A 21,535-nucleotide genomic window follows, 5' to 3' on the forward strand; every position below is an offset into this window, starting at 1 on the left:
CGCCGCAACGGCGATCAGCCGCCACGGCGCCTCTCGGCGGTGCCGGGCCCTGCTCAGCCGAAGCCCGAGACCCCCTACCCCCCATAGGCCGCCCGCAGGGCATCCCGCACGGCGGCCAGTGCCTCCTTCTCCCCCAACCCCAGCCGGCGCACCCGCTCCGCGTACGCCTGTGCGGCCGACGACGCCTCGCGCTCGGCGGCCGACCCGGCGGCAGCGACGAACGTGCCGTTACGGCCCCGCGTCTCGATCACCCCGTCCGTCTCCAGTGCCCGGTACGCCTTGGCCACCGTGTTCACCGCCAGCCCCAGCGACTCGGCCAGCCCCCGCACCGTCGGCAGCCGGTACCCCACCGGCAGCACCCCGCCCCGCGCCTGCTCGGAAATCTGCGCCCTTACCTGCTCGTACGGCGGCGCGCTGTCATCGATGTGGATCTTCAGAGTCACGGCCCGATTCTCCCGCACCGGGCGGAAAATGAGAGGCATCCCGTTCAGGTCCCCGCATAGCGTGCGCCCCATGACAGTGATCGTGCGTGACCTGCGCCCCCACGTCCGTTCCGACGCCGAGGGCTTCGCCCGGGTCCGGCAGCTCGCTCTCCCGTTCATGCTGTTCACCCCGGAGTCCCTGGTCCACGACCTGACGCACACCCACCCCGACGCCCGCTTCCGCCAGCTCATCGCGGAGGAGGACGGCGAGATCATCGGCACGGCCCAGATCGGCCTCGCCCACGAGAGCACCGAGCCGGGCCAGGGCTTCGCCAACGTGTACGTACATCCGGAGCGCACCGGCCGGGGCGCCGGCAGCCTCCTGGCCCGTACGGCGGAGGCGCACCTGTCGGACGCCGGCGCGACCACGTCGTACGCCTGGGTCCTGGACGCCCCGGCGAACCGCACCTTCGCCGAGCGCCGCGGCTACACCGCGAGCCGCTCCGCCCACTTCCTCCGCCTCGACCTCGCGCACGGCGCACTCCCCCCGCTCCGGACCCCGCCCCCGGGCGTCGAGCTCCGTACCGCCGCCGACTTCGCCGACGACCCGCGTCCGCTCTTCACCCTCGACGCGGAGGCGACGCTGGACGAACCGAGCGACATCGACACCGAGTTCGCCGACTACGAGGCCTGGCTGGACGGAACCTGGCGGCATCCGCTGTTCAGCCGGGAGCTGACCTCGATCGTCCTGGTGGACGGCCGCCCGGCGGCGTTCAGCGCGGCGCGCACCGACGGCGGCAGCCGCTATGGCACCGTCATGACCGGCACGGCCCGCGCCTTCCGCGGCCGGGGCCTGGCCAAGCTCGCCAAGAACGACTCCCTGCACCGCGCCCGCGCGGCCGGCTGCACGGAGGCGTTCACGGGCAACGACAGCGGCAACGGCCCGATGCTGGCGATCAACAAGTGGTTCGGGTACGACATCTGCGCGACGGAGGTCAGGTATGTCCGCGAACTCGGCTGAGCCGACGGCCACGGTGGACGTCGTCCTGGTCAAGGCGGGCCGTACGAAGATCCGTTACCCCGCCGAACTGCTGCACGACGACGGCACCCGGATCGCCGTCCGCGCGCCGTGGGCCGGTGACGTGGCCCGCGACTTCGGCTTCGTCCGCTTCGAGCACGGTGATGTCTTCACCGAGTTCTACTGGCGCGACCGCTGGTACGCCGTGAAGGAGGTCCGCGCCGCCGACGGCACGCTGAAGGGTTGGTACTGCGACGTCACCCGTCCGGCGACGCTCACCGGCGGCGAGCTGGTCGTCGAGGATCTCGACCTGGACCTGTGGCGGCCCGCCGACGGCACGGACGTCCGCCGGCTGGACGAGGACGAGTTCGCCGAGAGCGGGCTGGCGGCGCGGGACCCGGCGGCCGCCGCGGCCGCCGTCGCCGCGCTCGACGAGCTGGAGACGCTGGCCCACGGGCCGGACTTCACCGCCCTGCTGTCCTGAGGCACCCCCTCACACCGTCGCCACCACCGCGTACCGCTCGTCGTCCACCTCCTTGCCCCACAGCACCGCCCGCGCCGACAGCCGCTCCACCCGCACGTCCGCGGCGAGCGGCGCCAGGAGGTCGGTGAGCCGGTCGGCGGGTATGCCGACCGGGGTCACGGTCCCCCACACCCCCTCCACCAGCACGAACCGCCCTCCGGGGCGCAGGAGGCCGCGCCAGTGCCGCAGCACGCGTGCGGGGTCGGGCAGCGCCCACAGCACATGCCGTACGAGCACGGTGTCGAAGAGCCGCTCACCCACCGGCGGTGCCGCCGCGTCGCCGAGGAGGAACACCGCGTCACGGCCGGCGAGCTTGGCGCGGGCCCGCTCCACCATCGCCGGGGAGCTGTCGACCCCGGTGACGTGATGGCCCTGCTCGGCGGCGAGGAGGGCCAGGCTGCCGGTACCGCAGCCGAGGTCGAGGAGGTCGGCGGGGCGCTCCGGCAGCCACGTCCGGAGCCGCTCCGCCCAGGCCGCGCGCACCTCGGGCCGGCCCAGCCCGTGATCCGGCTCGGCGTCGAAGGTGGCGGCCTGCGCATCCCAGTCGACACTCACCGCAAGTGTCCGGTCACTCTCGTTCGTCATGCCCCCAGCGTGACACCCGCCACTGACACTCGGTCCGTGTGACAGCGACCACTGACAGACCCGCACCGATGAGGAACTCTCGCCCAAAGGGTCTACCTCCGTGACACCACGGATCTCGGTAGGCACTGAAGGAGGCAGCCATGCGCCGCACAACCGTGCAGAAGCCCCTGAAGAGGACGGACAGCCGCCGGATCCGCGAGGAGGCCGACGAGCGCCCCGCCGGACGCCCTGAGGTGCGCAAGGACATCGCACGCACCTGGTGGCCGGACGGCTGACCGCGCCGGTTCCCCCCACGCGCTCTTCAGTCCAGCCGCTTGCGGTAGTGGACGCGGTCGTAGGGCCCGTCCACGCGCCGCCCGACGACCTCGTAGCCGTACTTCGGGTAGAGCTCCTGGTTCTCCCACATCAGCGCGTTCGTGTAGAGCCTGACCTCGGGCAGGCCGAGCGCACGCGCGCGTGCGTCCACGAACTCCAGCAGCCGTCGCCCCACCCCCTGCCCACGCGCGTCGGGGTGGACGGCGATGCTGTCGAGGAACAGATGGTCGTCGTGGGCCTCGATGACGACGAGCCCGGTCACCGGCTCCCCGACGACGAACACCCTGCCCGCGGCCACGTTCGCCGTGTGGTCCGCCTCCATGGGCTGCGGCACCACCCCTATGCGCGCGATGTAGTGCTGGTACGCCATGTCCGTCACGGCCTTCACGGCCGGTACGTCGGCGGCCCGGGCGGGCCGGATCCCGTCGTTCGTCATGGCGGGAACGCTAGCTTCCTCAGCGCAGCCCGAGCACTCCCTCCTGGGCTTCGTCGCTTCTCGACCCGCCCGGTTGCGGCATGGGCACACCGCGCGTACCCGCCGTTCCACCCTTGAGCGTCCCGCGTCTCGTGTGCCCTTGCGCTCCCGTCCGATTCGCGCCCTGCCGCACGGCGCGGCGTCCGCGCACGCTCGATACATGGGGGCCGAAGAGGGCTCATCGCGAATCGACGCCCCGCGTCTCGCTGCTCTCAACATGGGTCACCGGATCCGCGTGTCACCGATGTCGCGGACGAGAAGGTACAGCGGATCGAAGCAGGGATTCCGTCGACGCGAGCTTCCACGGCTGCCGGAGACGCACGTCCGGGACGCTCCAGAGGCCGCTGCCTGACAACCGGAGAACCGGCGGGCGTCCGAGCGCCGCCGGAGGTGGGTGACGGGTCCGGCCAGGTATTCGATGCTGTGGATCCGAATGGTCTGGGCCGTGCCGTTCACGGCGAGCGCACGGTGATGAGGGATCGGACGAGGATGCGGTTGATGCCGTCGTCGATGCCCCAGGGTTCGGTTTCGCTGTACGGCTCATGGCAGACGTCGGAGAGCGCGGCGGTGAGCTGCCTGCCGGCCTCGTCGGGGAAGCCGTCCCACAGAGCCTGGAGGTCCGGTAGGAATGCATCGATCCGAGGCCCCCGAGCCTCCTGTTGCGCCCGTGTTGTGCCCTGCGCCACACCGCACCCGCCCGCCTTGCTGTGGATCTCCACCCTGAGCAGTCTCGGCTCAATCCCCCTTGTCCTCACGGAGGTTGACCGTGAACTGTCCGTCGTCGCAGTGCGGATCGTCGAACGTCCAGTTGCTGTCGTTGTACGTGGACGGCCTGCCCGCGGGCGCTCCGAACCGGGAGCGGTTCGCCCGGCCGGCCGCCACAGCCGGCGGCGTGCTGCCGGCGCTGGGTCTGGTCGTACTTGGGGTGCTGCTGCTGGTGGGTGGGCAGATCCTGGCCGGCATCCTGTTTCTGAGTGCGGGCGGAGTGTGGGGATTCGTGGCGCACCGGCTCGGCGCGGAGGCGGAGCAGGCGCGGACGAAGTGGGAGAACACCCGGATCTGCCTGGCCTGCACCGAACGCTGGGCACCCTGACAGGCGGGGGGCCAGCGCCGGTGCTGAATGCGGCTCCAGACGGGTGAGTCGCCGACGCTCGCGATCGTCGGCGCCCTCTTGGTCGGCCTGCGGCGCAGGTGGCGGCCAGAAGCAAGGTGCGTAGCGGTAGCGACAGCCCCGGGAGCCATTCCGGGAGCCGACCAAGGCGTCCGAGTGCGGACGAACACGGACTACCGCGGACGGTGGGAGCGCTCGGACACAGGTGAGGCAGGGCTTCCCGACCTCTCTTCCTCAGCCGTCAGTTAGCTCTCCCTTAAGCCGACCATAAGGATCTCCTTCGCCCCCTCCCAGCAGGCGATTTCACGGTTTCTTGGGGCTAGCTTTCTGATCGCCCCCCACGGGATCCAGCCCGGCGGGACCGAGCCCGTCCCGAGGACCGTTCCGAGGAGTTCCCGCATGTTCGCAGCACGCCGTAAGGCCGTCGTCGCCGTCGCGCTCGGTGTGGGAGCGGTCGCGGTCGCCGCCGCGCCCGCGTCCGCGCACGGCACGATGGGCGACCCGGTCAGCCGGGTGGCCCAGTGCTACGCGGAGAATCCGGAGAGCCCGAAGTCGGACGCGTGCAAGGCGGCGGTCGCGGCCGGTGGCACGCAGGCCCTCTACGACTGGAACGGCATCCGCATCGGCGACGCGAACGGGCAGCACCAGGCGCTGATCCCGGACGGCAGGCTGTGCAGCGCGGACAACGACGAGTTCAAGGGCCTCGACCTGGCCCGTGCCGACTGGCCGGCGACGAACGTCGGCAGCGGGTCGTACACCTTCAAGTACCGGGTGACCGCGCCGCACAAGGGCACCTTCAAGGTCTACCTCACCAAGGCCGGTTACGACCCGGCCAAGTCACTGGCCTGGGCGGACCTGGACCTCGACCACCCTGTGGCGACGGCCGTCGACCCGGTCGCCGCCGGCGGTTTCTACACGTTCTCCGGCACGCTTCCCGAGCGCACCGGCCGCCAGCTGCTGTATGCGATCTGGCAGCGCTCGGACAGCCCGGAAGCCTTCTACTCCTGCTCGGACGTGGACTTCGGCGGCGGCAGCGCCCACACCGGTACCGGTACGACCACCAGCGCCTCCCCGGCCCCGACCGCCTCCTCCCCCACCGACGAACAGATCGCGGCCGGTGCCGACAAGTCGACGATCGAGCACCAGGGTCACGGTGACGACGACGCCGGTACGTCGGCCGAGCCGAGCAGCCCGGCGGCCAACGCACCGGCGGCGGCCGGAAGTTCCGAGACGGTCCTCGCGGAGACCGGCGGCAGCGGCAGTACGCCGTATCTCGCGGTCGGCGGGGCCGCCGCCCTGGCCCTGGGCTCCGGCGCGCTCTTCCTGTCCGTACGACGACGGGCGCACCGGGGCTGATCCCGCATGACTCCGGGGCCTGACCGGCGGCTCAGGCCGGACAGGCCCCGGCGGCGTTCAGTTGGGCGGGCCGCTCAGCTGAACGCCGACGCACAGCTGGTGGCGGTGGCGTGTGCCGGGTCGAGCGCGTTGGCCACCTCGTGGAAGGCGATCCGGTCGAAGAGTCCGATCGCCACGTGCTCGGAGAGGTCGAGCGGGCACAGGTCCTGGAGCAGGACGTTGTGGACGTCGGAGCCGCTCAGGTACTGGCTCCGCCAGGGGGTGGCCACCTCGTCGTACTTGGTGGCGATGACCGTGTAGTGCACGCCGGGGACGGTGTCGCCGCCCGCGTTGAGCTTGGTGAGGAAGGCGGAGCCCGGGATCTGGTCGGCGAGTCCGGGGGTGGTGGCCTTGATCAGGTCCGCGGCGCCGGGGAAGTACGGCAGCAGGTTGGTGAGGCCGCTGATGGTGGCGCCGTGGTTGTCGGGGGCGAGGCCGACGAGGGCGTTCACCTTGGCGGCGCCGCCGAGGAACCTGAGGTAGTAGCGGGGCATCATGCCGCCCTGGGAGTGGCCGACGAGGTCGGCCTTGGCGGCGCCGGTCGCGCTCAGCACCTTGTCGACGTAGGCGGAGAGTTGCTCTGCCGACTTGTCGATGGGGCCGAGGCCGTAGAAGAGCGGGACGCCGGACAGCTGGCCGTAGTCGAGGGAGAAGACGCAGTAGCCGCGGTCCTCCAGGTAGGGGGCGAGGGAGAGCCAGTTGTCGACGGAGTTGCCCAGTGTGCCGTGGACCAGGATCACGGGGCGGGGGTGGGCGGCGGAGGGGCGGCAGGAGGAGTCGTTCCAGCCGGTGCTGGGGGCGCTCGACGCGTGGGCGGTGGCGGCGGGGACGGTGGCGACGGCGGCGGCGAAGAGCAGTGCGGTCAGGGGTCTGAGCACTCGTTTCCAGGGCAGCATCGTGTGATCTCCTTGCGGCTCAAGGGAGTTGCGACGGCCTTACGCCCTGTGATCCGGATCACGAGGATGCTGTTCACTCATCAAGTTACGGACGAGTAGTGCAAGCGTGAAGTTACGCGTCGGTAAAACTTCCGAGTAACCGGTCGCGCGTCACCCGCCTGACGGGATGTCACCAGCTGGGCCTGAGGGGACCATAGGGTGCGATACGCGCCAAACTGTCCCGCAACACGCGCACTTCACCCTCCCCCAGCACATCGCTCCAGCCCCGCACGACCTCGGCGGCCGCCTCCTCCGCCGCCCGCGTGCACGCCCACCCCCGCTCGGTGAGCACGATCAACCGGGCCCGCGCGTCCCCGGGATGCGCCCGCCGCTCGGCATACCCCTTGCGTACGACTTCGTCGACAAGCTGACTTGCCGCCTGCTTGGTCACCCCGAGATGCGCGGCCAGCTCGGTGACGGTCGCCCCGGACGGGGCGAGCCGCGCGAAGGCGAAGCCGTGGGCGGGCCTGATCCCCTCGAAGCCGCGGGCGACGACCCCCTCGTTGATGCGCTGGGTCAGCTCACCGGCCACGGCGAGCAGGGTTGCGGAGAGGGCCATGGCCTCGGAGTTCTGCACGGTGGCATTGAAACACCCTTGACGGACTGGTCAAGCAGCTTGACCATTGGCGAAGATAGTCAAGCAGCTTGACCAAATTCACCGGAGGCAGCCATGCCCGTCGTCCGCTCCACCGAGGCCACCACCCACGAGATCCACGGCGCCCGCTTCATCTCGTACGCCAACCCCCGCACCGGCAGCGAGGAGCTGTGCGCATGGCGCGGCGAGATCCCCGCCGGGACCAAGGCGCCCGCCCACACCGTCAACCGGGAGGAGATCTTCCACCTGCTCGCCGGCGAGCTCCTGGTCTCCCTCGACGGCCACACCGACCACATCCGGGCAGGCGACACCGTCATCATCAACGCCGGCACCGCCTTCGCCGTCGAGAACCCGACCGACCACACCGCACTCTCCTGGGTCACCACGTCCATCGGCCTGGAGGCCGAGCTGTCCGACGGCACCCGGATCACTCCACCGTGGGCCAACTGACACACCGACGTAACGGAAAGTACCGCTCTCACCACAAGCCGCCACCATCCATCCGCCCCGAGCCTCCAACTGCCCCACCCGGCCGGAGAGGTGACGGAGCAGCACCTTTCCACCTCGCCACCCACCCCACTAAAGAATCGTTTACGCGTTCGATTCCAGTCGCCTACCTGGGCCGATGAGGTTAGAGTAATCGAACGAGCGTACGATGAACATATCGGGCGTACGGCAGAAAAGGGGTGGAGTGATGGAGGTGCGGCATGGCGGGCTTCGCCCATCTGCACGTCGCGTCCGGTTACTCCGCCCGCTACGGCGCCTCCCATCCCGAGCAGCTCGTCCGGCGGGCGGCGGACCGGGGCATGTCCGCGCTCGCGCTCACCGACCGGGACACGGTCACCGGAGCTGTTCGATTCGCGCAGGCCTGCGCGAAGGACGGGGTCCGGCCGGTCTTCGGCATCGACCTGGCGGTGGAGGCCCTTGCGCCTCCGCCGCCGGGCCGGCGCCGCCGCACCCCGGCGCACGGCGGCGCGCACGTCATGGAGCCGCCGCTGCGGTTCGCCCTGCTCGCGCAGAACCGGGCGGGATGGGCGCGGCTGTGCCGCATCACCTCGGCCGCCCATGTCGGCGCCGTGTCCGGTACGCCGCCGGTGGTGCCGTGGGAGGCGCTGCGCGAGTACGGCGGCCCCGGCCTGACCGTGCTGCTCGGCCCGCTCTCGGAGCCGGTACGGGCGCTGTCGGTGGGCCGGGAGGACATCGCGATGAAGCTGCTGGCGCCCTGGACGGAGATCTTCGGGAGGGGGGTCCGATTGGAGGTCGTAGCGCAGAAACGTTTCGGCACAAACCCTGGATCCCTGCGCCTGGCCGCCCGCACCCTCGCGCTCGCCGACCGCACCCGCACCACCGCCGTGCTCTCCAATGCCGTTCGTTATACGGATCCGGACCAGCACCGCCTCGCCGACGTCCTGGACGCCGCCCGGCTGCTGCGGCCGATCGACCGGCGCCGGCTGGACAGCGGACAGCGCTGGCTCAAGGACGAGCGAGGAATGGAGACCGTCGCGCGAATGATCGTCGAATGCGCCGGAGGAGACATCCGCCGGGCCCGCCGGCTCCTGGCGGACACCGCGGACACCGCGACCGCGTGCACCGTGGATCCGGTGTCCGACCTCGGGCTCGGCGCTCGGCACTTCCCGGAACCCTCGCTCTTCGGCGCCGAACCCCGAGCGGGCGGAGCCGCGCAGCTGCTGCGCAGGCAGTGCGAGGCCGGCCTGGCCAGGCGCGGCCTGGACCGCGACCGTACGGCGCTCGACCGGCTGGACGAAGAGCTCAAGGTGATCTCCGAGCTGGGTTACGACTCGTACTTCCTCGCCGTGGCCCAGGTCGTCGCCGACATCCGGGCCAAGGGCATCCGGGTCGCGGCCCGCGGCTCCGGCGCCGGCTCCCTGGTCTGCCACGCCCTGGACATCGCCACCGCCAACCCGCTCGACCACCGCCTCCTGTTCGAACGCTTCCTGAGCACGCGCCGGGCGTCCCTGCCCGACATCGACATCGACGTGGAATCCGCCCGCCGGCTGGAGTGCTACGACACGATCTTCGAACGCTTCGGGAAGGAGCGGGTGGCGGTCACCGCCATGCCCGAGACCTACCGGGCGCGCCGGGCTCTCAGGGACACCGGCCTCGCTCTCGGCATCGCGCCCGCCGACATCGACCGGATCGCCAAGAGCTTCCCGCACCTGCGCGCCTCCGACATCACCGGCGCCCTCGCCGAACTGCCCGAGCTACGACAGCTGGCCACCGAGGCACACCGGTACGGGCCCCTGTGGGAGCTCGCCGAAGGCCTCGACTCCCTGGTCCACGGCATGGCCATGCACCCCTGCGGCGTGGTCATCAGCGACGCGACCCTCCTGGACCGGCTGCCGGTGCAGCCCACCCCGCAGGGCGACTACCCCATGGCCATGGCCGCGAAGGAGGAGATCGAGGCGCTCGGCAACATCAAACTCGACGTCCTGGGCGTGCGGATGCAGTCCGCGATGGCCCACGCGGTCACGGAGATCGAACGCACCACCGGCAGCAGAATTGATCTGGACGACCCCGAACAGGTACCGCTCGACGACGTCTTCGCGTTCAAGCTCATCCAGGAGAGCCAGACCCTGGGCCTGTTCCAACTGGAGTCCCCCGGCCAGCAGGACCTCCTGTCCCGGCTCCAGCCCCGAGACGTCCAGGACGTCATCGCCGACATCAGCCTCTTCCGCCCCGGCCCGGTCGCCGGCGGCATGCCCGAGCGGTACATCGCCGCCCGCCACGGCGGCACACCCGACTACGCCCACCCGGACCTCGAACCAGTCCTCTCCGACACCTACGGGGTGACCATCTGGCACGAGCAGATCATCGAGACGCTCTCGGTGCTGACCGGCTGCGACCGGGCCTTCGCGGAGATCACCCGGCGGGCGCTCGGCGACAAGGAGCAACTGCCCAGGATCAAGGACTGGTTCCACGGCAAGGCACGCGCGCGTGGCTACAGCACGGCCGTCCGGGACGAGGTCTGGAACACCGTCGAAGCCTTCGGTGCCTACGGTTTCTGCCGCGCCCACGCGGTCGCCTTCGCCGTACCCGCCCTCCAGAGCGCCTGGCTCAAGGCGCACTACCCGGCGTTCCTGCTGGCCGGTCTGCTCGAACACGACCCCGGGATGTGGCCCAAGCGGGTCCTCGTCTCCGACGCCCGTCGCCGTGGGGTCCCCGTCCTGCCCGTCGACGTCAACCACTCCCAGGTGAGACACACGGTGGAGAAGGCCGACGGAGACCGGTGGGGTGTGCGGCTGGCGCTGTCCGCGGTGCACGGCATCAGTGAGGAGGAGTGTGCGCGGATCGAGGAGGGGCAGCCGTACGGATCGCTGTCGGACTTCTGGCAGCGGGCACACCCCAGCAGACCCGTCGCCGAACGCCTGGCGGAGATCGGCGCCCTGAACCCGCTCCACGACGGCCGGCTCACCCGGCGTGATCTGCTGCTCCAGATCTCGGAGTTGCACCGGCAGTCCCGGGCCCGGTCCGCGCACGAGGGTCAACTGCCCATCGTCGCGGGCGCTGTCGGCGGGGCGGAGCCGAGCGGGCTGCCGGAGATGACCGGGCGGGAGGCACTGAGCGCCGAACTGAGCACCCTCGGCATCGACATCTCCCGGCACCTGATGGAGCACCACCACCGGCTGCTGCGCGAGATCGGCGCGACCGACGCGGCCCACCTGGCCGGGCTGCGGGCCGGTCAGCAGGTCCTGGTCGCGGGGGTGCGGGCCTCGACCCAGACGCCGCCGATCGCGAGCGGCAAGCGGATCATCTTCGTCACCCTGGAGGACGGGTCCGGCCTGGTCGACCTGGCCTTCTTCGAGGACTCCCACCCGGCCTGCGCACACACCGTCTTCCACAGCGGACTGCTCCTCGTCCGCGGCACGGTCCAGGTGCGCGGCACCCGTCGTACCGTCGTCGGCACCATGGCCTGGGACCTAGACGAGATCGCCGCCGCCCGCCGCGACAACGGCCCCGAGGCCGCGCTCGCCCTCCTCGGCGAGAGCCGCCCGCACCCGACCCCCGCCCAGCCGCACCGCACCCTGGTCGACGGCACCGCGGGCGCGCGGCTGCATCCGTACGCCGACCTCCAGCCCGCCGGTACCCGCTCCGCCGATCTGAAGAAGTTCGGCCACCGAAGCCCGGGGAGCGCGGGATGAGCGGGATCAGTACGCGGCAGCGGCACATCGCCCACCTCCACCTGCACGCGACACCGACCGAGGACCAGTACGCCGACATAATCAAACTGGTGTCTGGTATCACGCCGCACGTCCAGGTCATCCCGCCCAACGCCGTACAACTGGACCTGACGTCGGCACTCAGATACTTCGACCTGTCTCCTTACGACGTGGTCCAGCTGGCGAAGCTCAGACTGAAGGCCCTCTATGACATCGACAGCAGCGCCGGACTCGCGGGCAACCGCATGCTGGCCGCCATGGCGGCCGACGCGTCCGCACCGGGAGAGACCACCTGGGTACCCACCGCCGACGCGGCCGACTGGCTGTACCCGCGCCCGGTCACCGCGCTCCCGGGGATCGGCCGCACCACCGCGGATACGCTCAGCAGATACGGCCTGCACACCATCGGCCAGGTCAGCGATCTGCCCGCCGGGACGTTGCAGCGACTCCTCGGCGTAGGCCCCGCCCGGCTGCTGGCCGAGCGCGCCCGCGGCCACGATCCTCGCCCGGTCGCCCCGGCGGAACCAGCCGCGCACCTGACCACCGACCTCGTACTGGAACGGGACTGCCTCGACCCGGCACAACATCACCGGGCAGTCCTGGGGCTTGCCGACCAGATCGGCCAACGCCTGCGTGGTGAAAGCCAGATCGCGCGGCGGCTCACCCTCACGGTCCGGTACGCCGACCGCAGCTCCACCACACGCACCCGCACCCTGCCGGAACCCACCAGCCACTCACCTGCCCTCGCCACGGCCGCCCTGGGCCTGCTGGCCTCGCTCGGGCTGCAACGGGCAAGAGTCCGTGCCTACACGATCCGCGCCGACGACCTGCTGCCGGCCGACAGCGCCTACTGGCAGCTTTCTCTGGATGCTGGTGATACGCGTGCCCGTGCGGTCGAAGCCGCCGCAGACCGCGCCCGTCGACGCTTCGGGCCAGATGCCGTACGCCCAGCTGCTCTGGCGACGGACTGACCTTGTGCATAGATCAGCCGGTGGGGACGACAAGAACGGGGCAGTGGGAATGGCGGAGGAGGACGTGGGCGACGAGCCCGATACGGGCTCGGCAACGGCCGACAGGTTCAGGGGTTTCGATGACGACGACTGCCACTTCACGGGTGATGTCGACAAGTGCGTACGGCGGGGTGGCGCGGACCGTGCGGTGCTCGATTTCGACGCCGGGAGCGAGGTCCTGGGTTGCCTGCCTACGCGTCCAGGAGCGGAGGACGCGCAGTCGCGTACCGCGTCGATCCGCCTCGTCCGCGGCCAGGTCCAGGGCTCGTACGGAGAGGCCGATCGCACTCGCCGAACTCTCGAACGGCCCTTGCAGGAAGGACCGTTCGGTTCGCTGTCGGATGCCGCTCGGACTCGGAAGCACGTGCTGTTGCCGCGAAACAGACTCGTTCGCCGCACCGGCTAGCGGTGGTGCATGGTCTCCAGTGCGGCCGCCAGGACGTGGGGATCATGGTGGCCCTTGTAGACGGCCGGCGGTTGCTTGTCGAGGTGGAGCAGTTGGGACACCGCCGTCCACGCCGTGCGTACGGAGTACTCGACCGTGAAGACGACGTCGTCCGGTACCTCGGCGAACTGGCCGATGAAAGCGAGGTTGATCGAGCCCTCGGGCACGACCTCGGGGCGATCGTCGCGGCGGCGGTTCAGGAACTGGCTGGTGATGTAGGGCATCACGCACGGGATGACCGTGGAGGTCTCCAGGACGCGGGCACTGGTCCGGTCGTCGAAGTGCAGGTGGTGCAGGACCTCTTCGAGGATCTCCCGGCCGGAGCACATGGTCATCGGCTTGGGAGTGTGGTCGCCGGCGCGGCCGGGGAAGAGGCCGTAGCCCCACCAGACCGAGACGTCGTCCGGCTGGTCGGGGCCCGCGGTGGACATGGACATCGACGAGGAGGAAGCCCGGGAGCGGATGCGGCATGAGCTGACCGACGTGCTCGGCGCGGACGGAGCCGGGGCCTTGACGACACACCTGGTGCACGGCAACCCGACCGACGTACTGTTGCGGGCCGCGGAGGGGGCTGAGGTCCTGGTCGTCGGCAGCCGGGGCAGAGGCGGGTTCGCGCGTGCGCTGCTCGGGTCGGTCAGCATGCACGTCTCGCAGCACGCGAGCTGTCCGGTGGTGATCGTGCGTCCCGAGGGGCCTTGAGCGCAGACCGGCAAGTGCCGAACAGTGCATGCGGTTCCGGGCGGCGCAGCAGGCACTGGCGACCAGGCCGGCGAGAGGGCCCTCCGGCCGGGCTCACCTGGCCGGACGGTCCCCCGACTCCGGTTGCTCCACATGCGAGGCGAGTACCGCGGCCTGGACCCGGCGCTGGACTCCCAGCTTGGCGAGCAGGCGGGAGATGTGGTTCTTGACGGTCTTCTCGGAGAGGTAGAGCTTCTTGCCGATCTCGCGGTTGGTGAGGCCGTCCCCGATCAGAGCGAGGATGTCGCGTTCGCGGGGGGACAGGCTCGCCAGCTCCGGCGGCACGGAGGGGGTCTCCGCGGGGTCGGCGCGCAGCGAGCGCATGAGGCGGGCCGTGGTCGCGGGGTCGAGCATCGACTGACCGGAGGCGACCGTGCGTACCGCCGAGACCAGGTCCGAGCCCTTGATCTGCTTCAGGACGTAACCGGACGCTCCCGCCATGATCGCGTCCAGCAGGGCGTCCTCGTCGTCGAACGACGTCAGCATGAGGCAGGCCAGCTCCGGCATCTGGTCGCGCAGCTCCCGGCAGACCGTGATCCCGTCGCCGTCGGGCAGGCGGACGTCGAGGACGGCGACATGCGGGCGCAGGGCGGGGCCGCGGGCGAGGGCGTGCTGGACGGTGCCGGCGTCGCCGACGACCGAGATGTCGGGCTCCGCGTCGAGCAGATCAGTCAGGCCACGCCGGACGACCTCGTGGTCATCGAGCAGGAACACGCGGATCGGGTCCTGTTCCGTGAAGGTGCGCGGCTCTGCCATATGACGTCCCCTTGTTCCCGGGATGAAGGGCAGACTGCGGGCTGCCCACGACGATCATTGTCCGCCGGGGCCGGTTGTACTAGGGCCGACCGGCCCCACTTGCCTCGTCCGGACGGTCGGCGGTCAGCTCGAATTCCACGTCGACCACCCCTTCGACGGCCCGGACCAGACGCGCCGCAACGGGGACGAGGGACGTGTCCCGGATCCGGCCTACGAGCTTCACCACTCCCTCCCGGACGCCGACGTGCAGCGTCGAGGAGGGCGGTGGGAAGAGGTAGGAAACGACCTCGCGCCGTATCTCCTCGGCGATCTCCTCGTCATCGCGCAGGAAGACCTTGAGAAGGTCGGCCCGGCTGACCACACCCTGGAGCGCACCGAGGTCGTCCACCACGGGGAGCCGCTTGACCTTGGCCCGTGCCATGGTGCGGGCGGTCTGCGTCATGGCGTCGCTCACGATGTGGGGTGTGCCGTGCATGGTCACTTCCTCGCGTCAGATGCTCGCGCCGGCGCCGTACGGGGCGTACAGGTCCAGCAGCCGGGTCCGGGCCGCACGCAGGCGGTGGGCGAGTACCTGGCCCACCCACTGGCTTACGGCGTTGCCCAGCGACGGGTCGTCCTGGCACATGGACAGGACGGCCGTGGCGTCGAACTCGTAGGCCCTTACCGGTGTCGTCGCCTCGGCGCCCATGTGCCACGCATGGGGTGCGAACAGCCAGGACCAGCCGATCAGTTCGTTGGGCCCGAGGTTCTCGATGACGGCCGCCCGGCGGCCGGGCACGTGCATGTCGAGTTCGACCCGGCCGGAGCGGATGATCCAGAAGCGGTCGGCGCGACCGCCTTCCTCGAAGAGCCGGGTCCCCTGCGGGAAGGAGACCTCACGGGCGAGGCGCATAAGCCGTTCCCGGTGACCGGTGGGAAGCCCGCGCAGCATGGTGGTGGTCGGAGCGGTGTTCATGGCGTACCTCCCGGGCGCCGCGTACGGACAACTGCCTCCAGCGTGCGGTGGAGGCCCCGGATCTGCCATGGGCCGAGTGGGCCCGGCCTTCCGGGACCTTCAGTACGTCCCCGAGACCGTACGGCCGCTCCCCGCACCCCGCTGTGACGCAGAACGATCAGTCCCGCACCGGCTGCTCATCCACAGCGCCAGGCTCAGGGAGCACAGTCATGTCCACGACCCCGACGAGCAGGAAGCGAGGCGCCCCCATGGCGGCCCTCGGCCTCCCCGCCGCCTCCGCTCTCGTGATCGGCAGCATCTCGGCACCGGCGTCTTCGCCCTGCCCTCGGCGCTGGCGCCGTACGGGCCGATCGCGCTGGTCGCGTTCGGCGTCGTCACCCTCGGAGCGATGGCCCTGGCGATGGCCTTCGGCGCGCTCGCCGGGCGGACCACCGCGAGCGGCGGGCTGTATGTCTACGCCCGCGAGGCCTTCGGTGAGTTCGCGGGGTTCCTGAACGCCTGGTCGTACTGGATCACCGCCTGGGCGGGCAACGCGGCGATCGTGGTGGCCTGGGTCGGCTATGTCGAGGTCTTCGTCAACACCGGTCACCGGATGTGGCTCTCGGTGCTTCTCGCGCTGGTCGGGCTCTGGATCCCCGCTGCGATCAACCTCACCGGGCGGCGGCCGGCCCGCGACACGACCGTCGCCGTCGCCGCAAACTACTTCGCCGACCTGCTCGCCCAGGCCCTCGACGCCGACGGCGCCCGGGACTGGCTGCTCGACCGCGTCATCACCCCCGCCACCGTCGGCCCCGCGCTCATCGACCCGGTCCGCGTGCTGTGCGCCGAACTCGACGGGGACACCCTGGCCGACTACCTGACCGGCGGGATCCTCAAGAGCGACCTGCCGCTGGCCACCCCGCACCGCCTGGTCCGGAACGCGCTCGACGCCGACGACTTCGCGCTTCCACCGCTGCCCAACCACCTCTTCCCGCGCGACAACTCCTCGCCGACGCCGACCTGGTCCTCCTGGACATCAAGTCCTTCGACGTACCCACCTACCACGCCCTCACCGGCGGCGAACTGGCCCCCACCCTCAGCTTCGCCACCCGCCTGGACCGACGCCCCACAGCCCATCGACGGCCTCGCCCGCTTCGTCGGCGAGCTCCCGGCGGTCCAGCGGGTCGACGTCCTGCCCTTCCACAAGCTGGGCGCGGCGAAGTACACGGCACACGGGATTCCCTTCGCGTTGGCGGACGGATTGGCCATGTCCACGGGTGGAGATGTCGTTTGTCGTTGAGCGTGATGTTCGCGAGCTTTGGCGCCAGTTGGAGCCTCGCGGTGGGACGACGGCTGTGCATCTCCCGTTCGGTCGGGCGGGAGTGCGCGTGGTCGTCTCTACTGCTTGTTCTTCCCTCTGCTCATGCCTCGACCGGGCCTGGGCCTCGCGTAGCGCTGGTGAGCGGGGCGAGAACGTGCCATCCGACTGTCTCGTACAGGGCCCGGCCTTCCGGCGTCGCACCCAAGACGCCCACTGTGGCACCCTGTCCGGCTGCAGCGTTGGCGAGCGTACCCATCACCAGGCGCCCCAGGCCGCGGCGCTGGTGGGCCGGATCGGTCTCCACCTGGTCGACAACGGCGGTGGATCCGGTGACGGCGGTCTGACCGCGGGCGGCGAAGGCGCCGTCTGCGGTGCGCACCAGGGTGCGGATCACATCGGCGCGGCCCCAGGTGCGCAGCCGGTAGCCGTCGGGGACCTCGGCGTGGGAGGCACGCAGCGGGGCGGACATCAGGAAGCCCGGACCGCCTGCCACGGACCAGCCGGGGGCCAGCCAGGGGGTGAGCATCTCCGGTGATACGAACGTCTTCAGCCAGACGCCCGGGGTGGTGGCGTTCTCGGTGATCTTGCGGACGGTCGCCTCGTCGGCGTTGGTCAGGACGTGGCGCATGACGTGGGTGGACAGGCCGACATCGATGGTGAAACCCCAGGGGCAGGGCGCCGGTTCGGCCGCGCCACGTGAAACGGCCCAGCCGTCGACCCATGCTCCTACAGCTTCGGCCGTGTTCCTGAAAGACAAAGCCTCTCCCGATGTAAGCAACGATTCCGTAGTGCACCTATTACATCAGAGGTGAGGGCGGCCTGCGAGAGCTTGTTGGCGGCAAGGCGGGTCAGCTCTGACTGCTCTGAGGCCTGCGTGAGTGATGCCGGTGCGGCCCCCCGGGCAAGCCACCTCACCGGCACCCCCGACTCCACGTTCTCCAACGGCGGTGCTCCAACGGCCAGATCCTGCGCCGATAGGAGTACGGCCGCCGGCGTCCCCGCCCATGCCAACGAAGTGACAGGTCCGAGCCCGGTCCGGCGCTCTGGACCAGCGTGCGTAGAGGGACTGTCGGTCCGTCGGGCTGACGTCCTGTCATGGATTGGGGAGATCTGCCCGCATGGGCTGCGCTGGTGCTGTCGGCCGGTGCTCTATGGGGCAGTGTCAAGGATCGCGGGGACGGCAAGAAGTCCGCGGACGCTTCGGCCACGTCGGCCGAGGCCGCCGTCCGGTCCGCTGTGGCCGCTGTGGCCGCTGTGGCCGCTAAGGATGCGGAACGGCCGTGGCCGACGCCGTGGCCATCACGCAGGCCGGAGTGGATGGGCAGGGCCGAAATCTGCCGGACGGAGTGACCCTGCATCCTGGTGAAGGTCATGCCTTCTTCATCGTGAGCTCGGCAGGACTGGACATGCCCACGCGCGTCTACGTCCAGTGGGACGGCAGTCGGGCCCCTGTGCCCTTGGGTGTCCCTTCCTGGTGAGGTCGGGAGAGTCCGTCAGGACTTCTCGGGGTGCGCCGCCAGCCACTGCCGGTACGCCGACACCGCGGTCGGCAGGGTCGGGAAGATACGGTCCGGGCCGACCGCGTCGGTGAGACCGTAGGCGTTCAGGCTGTCCAGGAGGTCCTGTTTCACCCGGGCCAGGGCGAACACCACGCCGCGGGCGGTGAGTTCGCGGCGGAGTTCGTCGACCGCGTCGAGGGCGGTGATGTCGACCTCCACGTTGGCCTCGGTGTTGAGGACGAACCAGCGGACGGGTTCGGTCTGTTCGTCGACGGCGGCCAGGGCGCGGCGGTGGAAGTTCTCGGCGTTGGCGAAGAACAACGGTGAGTCGTAGCGGTAGACCAGGAGACCGGGGATCGTGCGGGCGGAGGGGTAGTCGTCGATGTCGTGCATGCCGGCCACGCCGGGCACCAGGCCCTCGATCGCGTCGTGCGGGCGCGCCACGCGCGTGAGCAGTTCGGCCACCGACAGGCCGACAGCGACCAGCACGCCGTAGAGGATGTCCAGAGCGAGGACCCCGGCCAGGCAGCCGAGCGCGAGCAGCAGTTCGCGGCGGCGGAAGGAGGCCAGGCGGCGGAAGCCGGCGAGGTCGATCATGCGGATCGCCGCGTACACGACCAGCGCGCCGAGCACCGCGGCGGGCGTCCGGGTGAGGAGGGGGCTGAGGAACAGCAGTACGGCCAGCACCAGGGCACCGGCGACCAGCGAATAGGCCTGGCTGCGGGCGCCCGCCGAAGTGGCCAGGGCGGTGCGGCTGGCGCTGCTGCTCACCGGGAAGCCGTGCAGGGCGCTCGCGCCGAGGTTGGCGGCGCCCAGGGCCAGGAACTCCTGGTTCGCGTCCAGTCCGGGGCGGTCGTCCGGGTCCCGACCGTTGAAGGCGCGGGCGGTGAGGATGAAGTCCGTGTAGGCCACCAGGAGGACGCCGAGTGCGGGCAGGACCAGGTGCGGAATCTCGGTGAGGTCCGGTACGGCGAGGTCGGGCAGCCCTGACGGGACCGTGCCGATGGCCTTGATGCCGTAACGGTCGTCGAGGTCGAAGGCCACCACGGCCGCCGTGCCCAGGACCACTGCCAGGAGCGGGCCGGGGAGCAAGCGGACGTATCGCGTCACGAGGAGGAGGAAGACCAGCGTCACGGCCGAGAAGACGAGGGTGGCCGGATCGATCTCCCCCACGTGTGTCAGGAGCGACCAGAGCTGGGGGAAGAACTCGGCTCCCGTGGTGCGTACCCCGGTGAGTTTGGGCAGCTGGTCCACCATCATGATCAGGGCCACGCCGGCCAGGTAACCGATCAGCACCGGGCGGGACAGAAGGTCCGCGAGGAAGCCGAGGCGTACCGCCCGTGCGATCAGGCAGAGCAGGCCGACCGTGGCGGCCAGGCCGGCCGCCAGTTCGGCGTACCGGCCGGGGTCGCCGATGGCTAGCGGGGCGACCACAGTGGCCGTCATCAGGGCGGTCGTCGACTCCGGGCCCACCGACAGCAGCCGGGAGGAGCCGAACAGGGCGTACAGGGCCAGAGCGGGCAGGATCGCCCAGAGGCCGGCGACCGGAGGCAGGCCTGCGACTCCTGCGTACGCCATGACCTGCGGTACCAAGTACGCGGCGACGGTCACACCGGCCAGCAGGTCACCCCGCAGCCAGGCACGCCGGTAGCCGAGCAGCGAGGCGAGTCCGGGCGCGAGGCGGTGCCAACCCGGGTGTCTGCCTCTGCCGTCGGTCATGCGCCGCCTTTCGCCTGGCGATCCCAGCATCCACCGGACCGTACCGGGCCGCGGCGCAAACGCCGTGCACATGCCGAACAGGCCCGGCGGACAGGGCCGTTCAGCCCAACCGGTGCGGACCTTCGGCATCCGGCGCGGGCGTGCGCGCACCACGAGAGTAAAGGGCGTCAGACAGCGAACGGACCATCCACCCGACTCCCTGAAGGGATCACCACCATGGCCGTGCACGAGCACGCTCACCGTGGCTCCGGCTTCCACCTGCCGTCCTTCCGCCGGCCTCGGACCGCCTCCGGGTCCGCCGTGGCGGCGGTGACCGACGCGCACACCGCGCGGGCCTACGTCTTCGGCTCCCTGCGACTGCTCACCGGGTTCGTCTTCCTGTGGGCCTTCCTCGACAAGACCTTCGGCTTCGGCTACGCCACCCCGTCCGGCAAGGGCTGGATCGACGGCGGTTCGCCGGCCAAGGGCTTCCTCAGCTCCGTCGCCGCCGGCCCGCTGGAATCCACCTTCCACTCCTGGGCCGGGGACACCTGGGCCGACTGGCTGTTCATGCTCGGCCTCCTCGGCGTCGGCGTGGCCCTGACCACGGGCGTCGCGCTGCGCCTGGCCGCCGTCAACGAGTCGATCGAGGACGTGCTGCGCGACCAGGTCAAGGCCCGGATCGTGTTCGACATGGGCGCGGGGCGGTGAGCACCGTGGACCTGCCCGTCGTGGTCGGGGTCGACGGCTCCGAGTCCAGCCTGCGGGCCGTCGACTGGGCGGCCGACGAGGCCGTCCTGCGCGGGGCGTCGCTCCGGCTGGTGTACGCCTCGCTGTGGGAACGGTACGAGGGCGAGTCGCTCACCGACGATCTCACCAAGCCGTCCGACGAGCTGATGGCAGAGGACGTGGTCGACATCGCCGCTCAGCGGGCCCACCGCCGGCAGCCCGGCCTGAAGGTCACCACCGGCATCCTGCCGGAGGAGCCGGAGTACGCGCTGGTGCACGAGAGCCGCGAGGCCGCCGCGCTGGTGCTGGGCTCCCGGGGACGCAGCGGCTTCGTCGAGATGCTGCTCGGCTCGGTCGACCTGACCGTCGCCGCGCGGGCCCACTGCCCGGTGATCGTGCTCCGTGGCAGCCACGACAACGAGGTCCGCACCGGAAGCGGCGGCCGGATCGTGCTGGGCGTCGGCGGCAAGGAGGCCGTGGGCTTCGCTCTGCGGGAGGCCGAACTACGGGGCGCCGAGGTCGACGCCGTACGGGCCTGGCGGTGCCCGGCCCGCGAGACCACCGACCACCCATTGCTGTCCGGGGAGCCCGCCCGGCTGCACGAGCAGCAGGCCGTGGACACCCTGGAGGAGGCGCTGCGCGACGTACCGGAGCAGGCGCGTATGTACCGGCAGACCGTCGAGGGCCCCGCCCGTCAGGTACTGCTGGCCGCCTCCCACACGGCCGACCTGCTGGTGGTGGGCGCCCGGCGCAACACCGGACACCTCGGGCTCCAGCTCGGCCGGGTGGCCCACGGGGTCCTGCACCACGCCGCCTGCCCGGTCGCCGTCGTACCCGAACGGACGTGACCGCG

At 70.9% G+C, this 21,535-nt stretch carries 21 protein-coding genes and 5 pseudogenes; 14 read left to right on the forward strand and 12 right to left on the reverse strand.

The window, feature by feature from the left end:
• Positions 1–74 precede the first annotated feature (74 nt).
• Complete coding sequence (locus tag ACFWXC_RS38630) at positions 75–443, reverse strand: GntR family transcriptional regulator (protein ID WP_351740060.1); 369 nt, start codon at positions 441–443, stop codon at positions 75–77.
• 70 nt (positions 444–513) lie between these two features.
• On the opposite strand from ACFWXC_RS38630, the gene ACFWXC_RS38635 reads away from it, so the two are divergent.
• Both ACFWXC_RS38635 and ACFWXC_RS38640 read left to right on the forward strand, forming a co-directional pair.
• Positions 514–1,443 (forward strand): GNAT family N-acetyltransferase, encoded by a 930-nt coding sequence (locus ACFWXC_RS38635; RefSeq protein ID WP_384486388.1) that lies wholly within the window; start codon positions 514–516, stop codon positions 1,441–1,443.
• Entirely contained in the window at positions 1,424–1,924 is a 501-nt protein-coding gene (locus ACFWXC_RS38640) for a DUF402 domain-containing protein (protein ID WP_384486390.1), read from the forward strand. Before ACFWXC_RS38635 ends, ACFWXC_RS38640 begins: the two co-directional genes overlap by 20 nt.
• A 9-nt stretch (positions 1,925–1,933) precedes the next feature.
• On the opposite strand, the gene ACFWXC_RS38645 is transcribed toward ACFWXC_RS38640, so the two are convergent.
• Positions 1,934–2,548, reverse strand: a complete 615-nt coding sequence (locus tag ACFWXC_RS38645) for a class I SAM-dependent methyltransferase (RefSeq protein ID WP_384486392.1) — start codon at positions 2,546–2,548, stop codon at positions 1,934–1,936.
• Between the two features lie 140 nt (positions 2,549–2,688).
• Between ACFWXC_RS38645 and ACFWXC_RS38650 the strand changes: the two genes are divergently transcribed.
• Complete coding sequence (locus ACFWXC_RS38650; protein ID WP_089102986.1) at positions 2,689–2,823, forward strand: hypothetical protein; 135 nt, start codon at positions 2,689–2,691, stop codon at positions 2,821–2,823.
• Positions 2,824–2,849: 26 nt separating this feature from the next.
• On the opposite strand, the gene ACFWXC_RS38655 is transcribed toward ACFWXC_RS38650, so the two are convergent.
• Together ACFWXC_RS38655 and ACFWXC_RS38660 are read right to left on the reverse strand one after the other, a co-directional pair.
• A complete protein-coding gene (locus ACFWXC_RS38655; protein WP_384486394.1) occupies positions 2,850–3,299 on the reverse strand; it encodes a GNAT family N-acetyltransferase in 450 nt (149 codons plus the stop codon).
• 491 nt (positions 3,300–3,790) lie between these two features.
• Complete coding sequence (locus ACFWXC_RS38660) at positions 3,791–4,057, reverse strand: hypothetical protein (protein ID WP_384486396.1); 267 nt, start codon at positions 4,055–4,057, stop codon at positions 3,791–3,793.
• A gap of 47 nt (positions 4,058–4,104) precedes the next feature.
• On the opposite strand from ACFWXC_RS38660, the gene ACFWXC_RS38665 reads away from it, so the two are divergent.
• Complete coding sequence (locus ACFWXC_RS38665) at positions 4,105–4,431, forward strand: hypothetical protein (protein WP_384486398.1); 327 nt, start codon at positions 4,105–4,107, stop codon at positions 4,429–4,431.
• 417 nt (positions 4,432–4,848) lie between these two features.
• Positions 4,849–5,805, forward strand: coding sequence for a lytic polysaccharide monooxygenase (locus ACFWXC_RS38670; protein ID WP_384486400.1), 957 nt, complete (start codon positions 4,849–4,851; stop codon positions 5,803–5,805).
• Between the two features lie 74 nt (positions 5,806–5,879).
• Here ACFWXC_RS38670 and ACFWXC_RS38675 read toward each other — a convergent pair whose 3' ends face one another.
• Together ACFWXC_RS38675 and ACFWXC_RS38680 are read right to left on the reverse strand one after the other, a co-directional pair.
• Positions 5,880–6,740, reverse strand: a complete 861-nt coding sequence (locus tag ACFWXC_RS38675) for an esterase/lipase family protein (RefSeq protein ID WP_384486402.1) — start codon at positions 6,738–6,740, stop codon at positions 5,880–5,882.
• A gap of 169 nt (positions 6,741–6,909) precedes the next feature.
• Positions 6,910–7,356 carry a MarR family winged helix-turn-helix transcriptional regulator gene (locus tag ACFWXC_RS38680; protein ID WP_384486404.1) on the reverse strand — a complete coding sequence of 149 codons (447 nt, stop codon included), beginning with the start codon at positions 7,354–7,356 and terminating at the stop codon, positions 6,910–6,912.
• A 93-nt stretch (positions 7,357–7,449) separates the two neighbouring features.
• On the opposite strand from ACFWXC_RS38680, the gene ACFWXC_RS38685 reads away from it, so the two are divergent.
• From ACFWXC_RS38685 to ACFWXC_RS38695, 3 genes are all read left to right on the forward strand, one after another.
• Complete coding sequence (locus ACFWXC_RS38685; RefSeq protein WP_384486406.1) at positions 7,450–7,824, forward strand: cupin domain-containing protein; 375 nt, start codon at positions 7,450–7,452, stop codon at positions 7,822–7,824.
• Between the two features lie 257 nt (positions 7,825–8,081).
• Positions 8,082–11,534, forward strand: a complete 3,453-nt coding sequence (locus tag ACFWXC_RS38690; protein ID WP_384486408.1) for a DNA polymerase III subunit alpha — start codon at positions 8,082–8,084, stop codon at positions 11,532–11,534.
• Positions 11,535–11,539: 5 nt separating this feature from the next.
• A complete protein-coding gene (locus ACFWXC_RS38695; RefSeq protein ID WP_384486478.1) occupies positions 11,540–12,523 on the forward strand; it encodes an ImpB/MucB/SamB family protein in 984 nt (327 codons plus the stop codon).
• 441 nt (positions 12,524–12,964) lie between these two features.
• Here ACFWXC_RS38695 and ACFWXC_RS38700 read toward each other — a convergent pair.
• Positions 12,965–13,420, reverse strand: a pseudogene (locus tag ACFWXC_RS38700) (oleate hydratase); the annotation flags it as partial.
• 16 nt (positions 13,421–13,436) lie between these two features.
• On the opposite strand from ACFWXC_RS38700, the gene ACFWXC_RS38705 reads away from it, so the two are divergent.
• Positions 13,437–13,706: a universal stress protein gene (locus ACFWXC_RS38705; protein ID WP_384486410.1), complete on the forward strand. Its 270-nt coding sequence runs from the start codon at positions 13,437–13,439 to the stop codon at positions 13,704–13,706.
• 93 nt (positions 13,707–13,799) lie between these two features.
• Here the strand turns inward: ACFWXC_RS38705 and ACFWXC_RS38710 are convergent, their stop codons facing one another.
• The 3 genes and pseudogenes from ACFWXC_RS38710 to ACFWXC_RS38720 form a co-directional block, all read right to left on the reverse strand.
• Positions 13,800–14,501 carry a response regulator gene (locus tag ACFWXC_RS38710; protein WP_384486412.1) on the reverse strand — a complete coding sequence of 234 codons (702 nt, stop codon included), beginning with the start codon at positions 14,499–14,501 and terminating at the stop codon, positions 13,800–13,802.
• 79 nt (positions 14,502–14,580) lie between these two features.
• Positions 14,581–14,943 (reverse strand): annotated as a pseudogene (locus tag ACFWXC_RS38715) (BON domain-containing protein); the annotation flags it as partial.
• Between the two features lie 48 nt (positions 14,944–14,991).
• Entirely contained in the window at positions 14,992–15,456 is a 465-nt protein-coding gene (locus tag ACFWXC_RS38720; RefSeq protein WP_384486413.1) for a Crp/Fnr family transcriptional regulator, read from the reverse strand.
• A gap of 319 nt (positions 15,457–15,775) precedes the next feature.
• Here ACFWXC_RS38720 and ACFWXC_RS38725 point away from each other — a divergent pair.
• A pseudogene (locus tag ACFWXC_RS38725) lies at positions 15,776–16,441 on the forward strand (amino acid permease); the annotation flags it as partial.
• A pseudogene (locus ACFWXC_RS38730) lies at positions 16,435–16,693 on the forward strand (pyruvate formate-lyase 1-activating enzyme); the annotation flags it as partial. The pseudogenes ACFWXC_RS38725 and ACFWXC_RS38730, both read left to right, overlap by 7 nt.
• Before the next feature lie 163 nt (positions 16,694–16,856).
• On the opposite strand, the gene ACFWXC_RS38735 reads toward ACFWXC_RS38730, so the two are convergent.
• On the reverse strand, positions 16,857–17,384 hold the full coding sequence (locus ACFWXC_RS38735; RefSeq protein WP_384486415.1) for a GNAT family N-acetyltransferase: 528 nt from the start codon (positions 17,382–17,384) through the stop codon (positions 16,857–16,859).
• A gap of 652 nt (positions 17,385–18,036) precedes the next feature.
• Between ACFWXC_RS38735 and ACFWXC_RS38740 the strand changes: the two genes are divergently transcribed.
• Positions 18,037–18,234, forward strand: a complete 198-nt coding sequence (locus ACFWXC_RS38740; protein ID WP_384486417.1) for a hypothetical protein — start codon at positions 18,037–18,039, stop codon at positions 18,232–18,234.
• Positions 18,235–18,249: 15 nt separating this feature from the next.
• On the opposite strand, the gene ACFWXC_RS38745 is transcribed toward ACFWXC_RS38740, so the two are convergent.
• A complete protein-coding gene (locus tag ACFWXC_RS38745) occupies positions 18,250–19,974 on the reverse strand; it encodes a SulP family inorganic anion transporter (RefSeq protein ID WP_384486419.1) in 1,725 nt (574 codons plus the stop codon).
• 216 nt (positions 19,975–20,190) lie between these two features.
• On the opposite strand from ACFWXC_RS38745, the pseudogene ACFWXC_RS38750 reads away from it, so the two are divergent.
• Together ACFWXC_RS38750 and ACFWXC_RS38755 are read left to right on the forward strand one after the other, a co-directional pair.
• Positions 20,191–20,589 (forward strand): annotated as a pseudogene (locus tag ACFWXC_RS38750) (hypothetical protein); the annotation flags it as partial.
• Between the two features lie 80 nt (positions 20,590–20,669).
• Positions 20,670–21,530 carry a universal stress protein gene (locus ACFWXC_RS38755; RefSeq protein ID WP_384486480.1) on the forward strand — a complete coding sequence of 287 codons (861 nt, stop codon included), beginning with the start codon at positions 20,670–20,672 and terminating at the stop codon, positions 21,528–21,530.
• Positions 21,531–21,535: the final 5 nt, after the last annotated feature.

The sequence above is a fragment of the Streptomyces sp. NPDC058683 genome (genome assembly GCF_042716195.1).
In the GTDB taxonomy this organism is placed as follows: Bacteria; Actinomycetota; Actinomycetes; order Streptomycetales; family Streptomycetaceae; genus Streptomyces.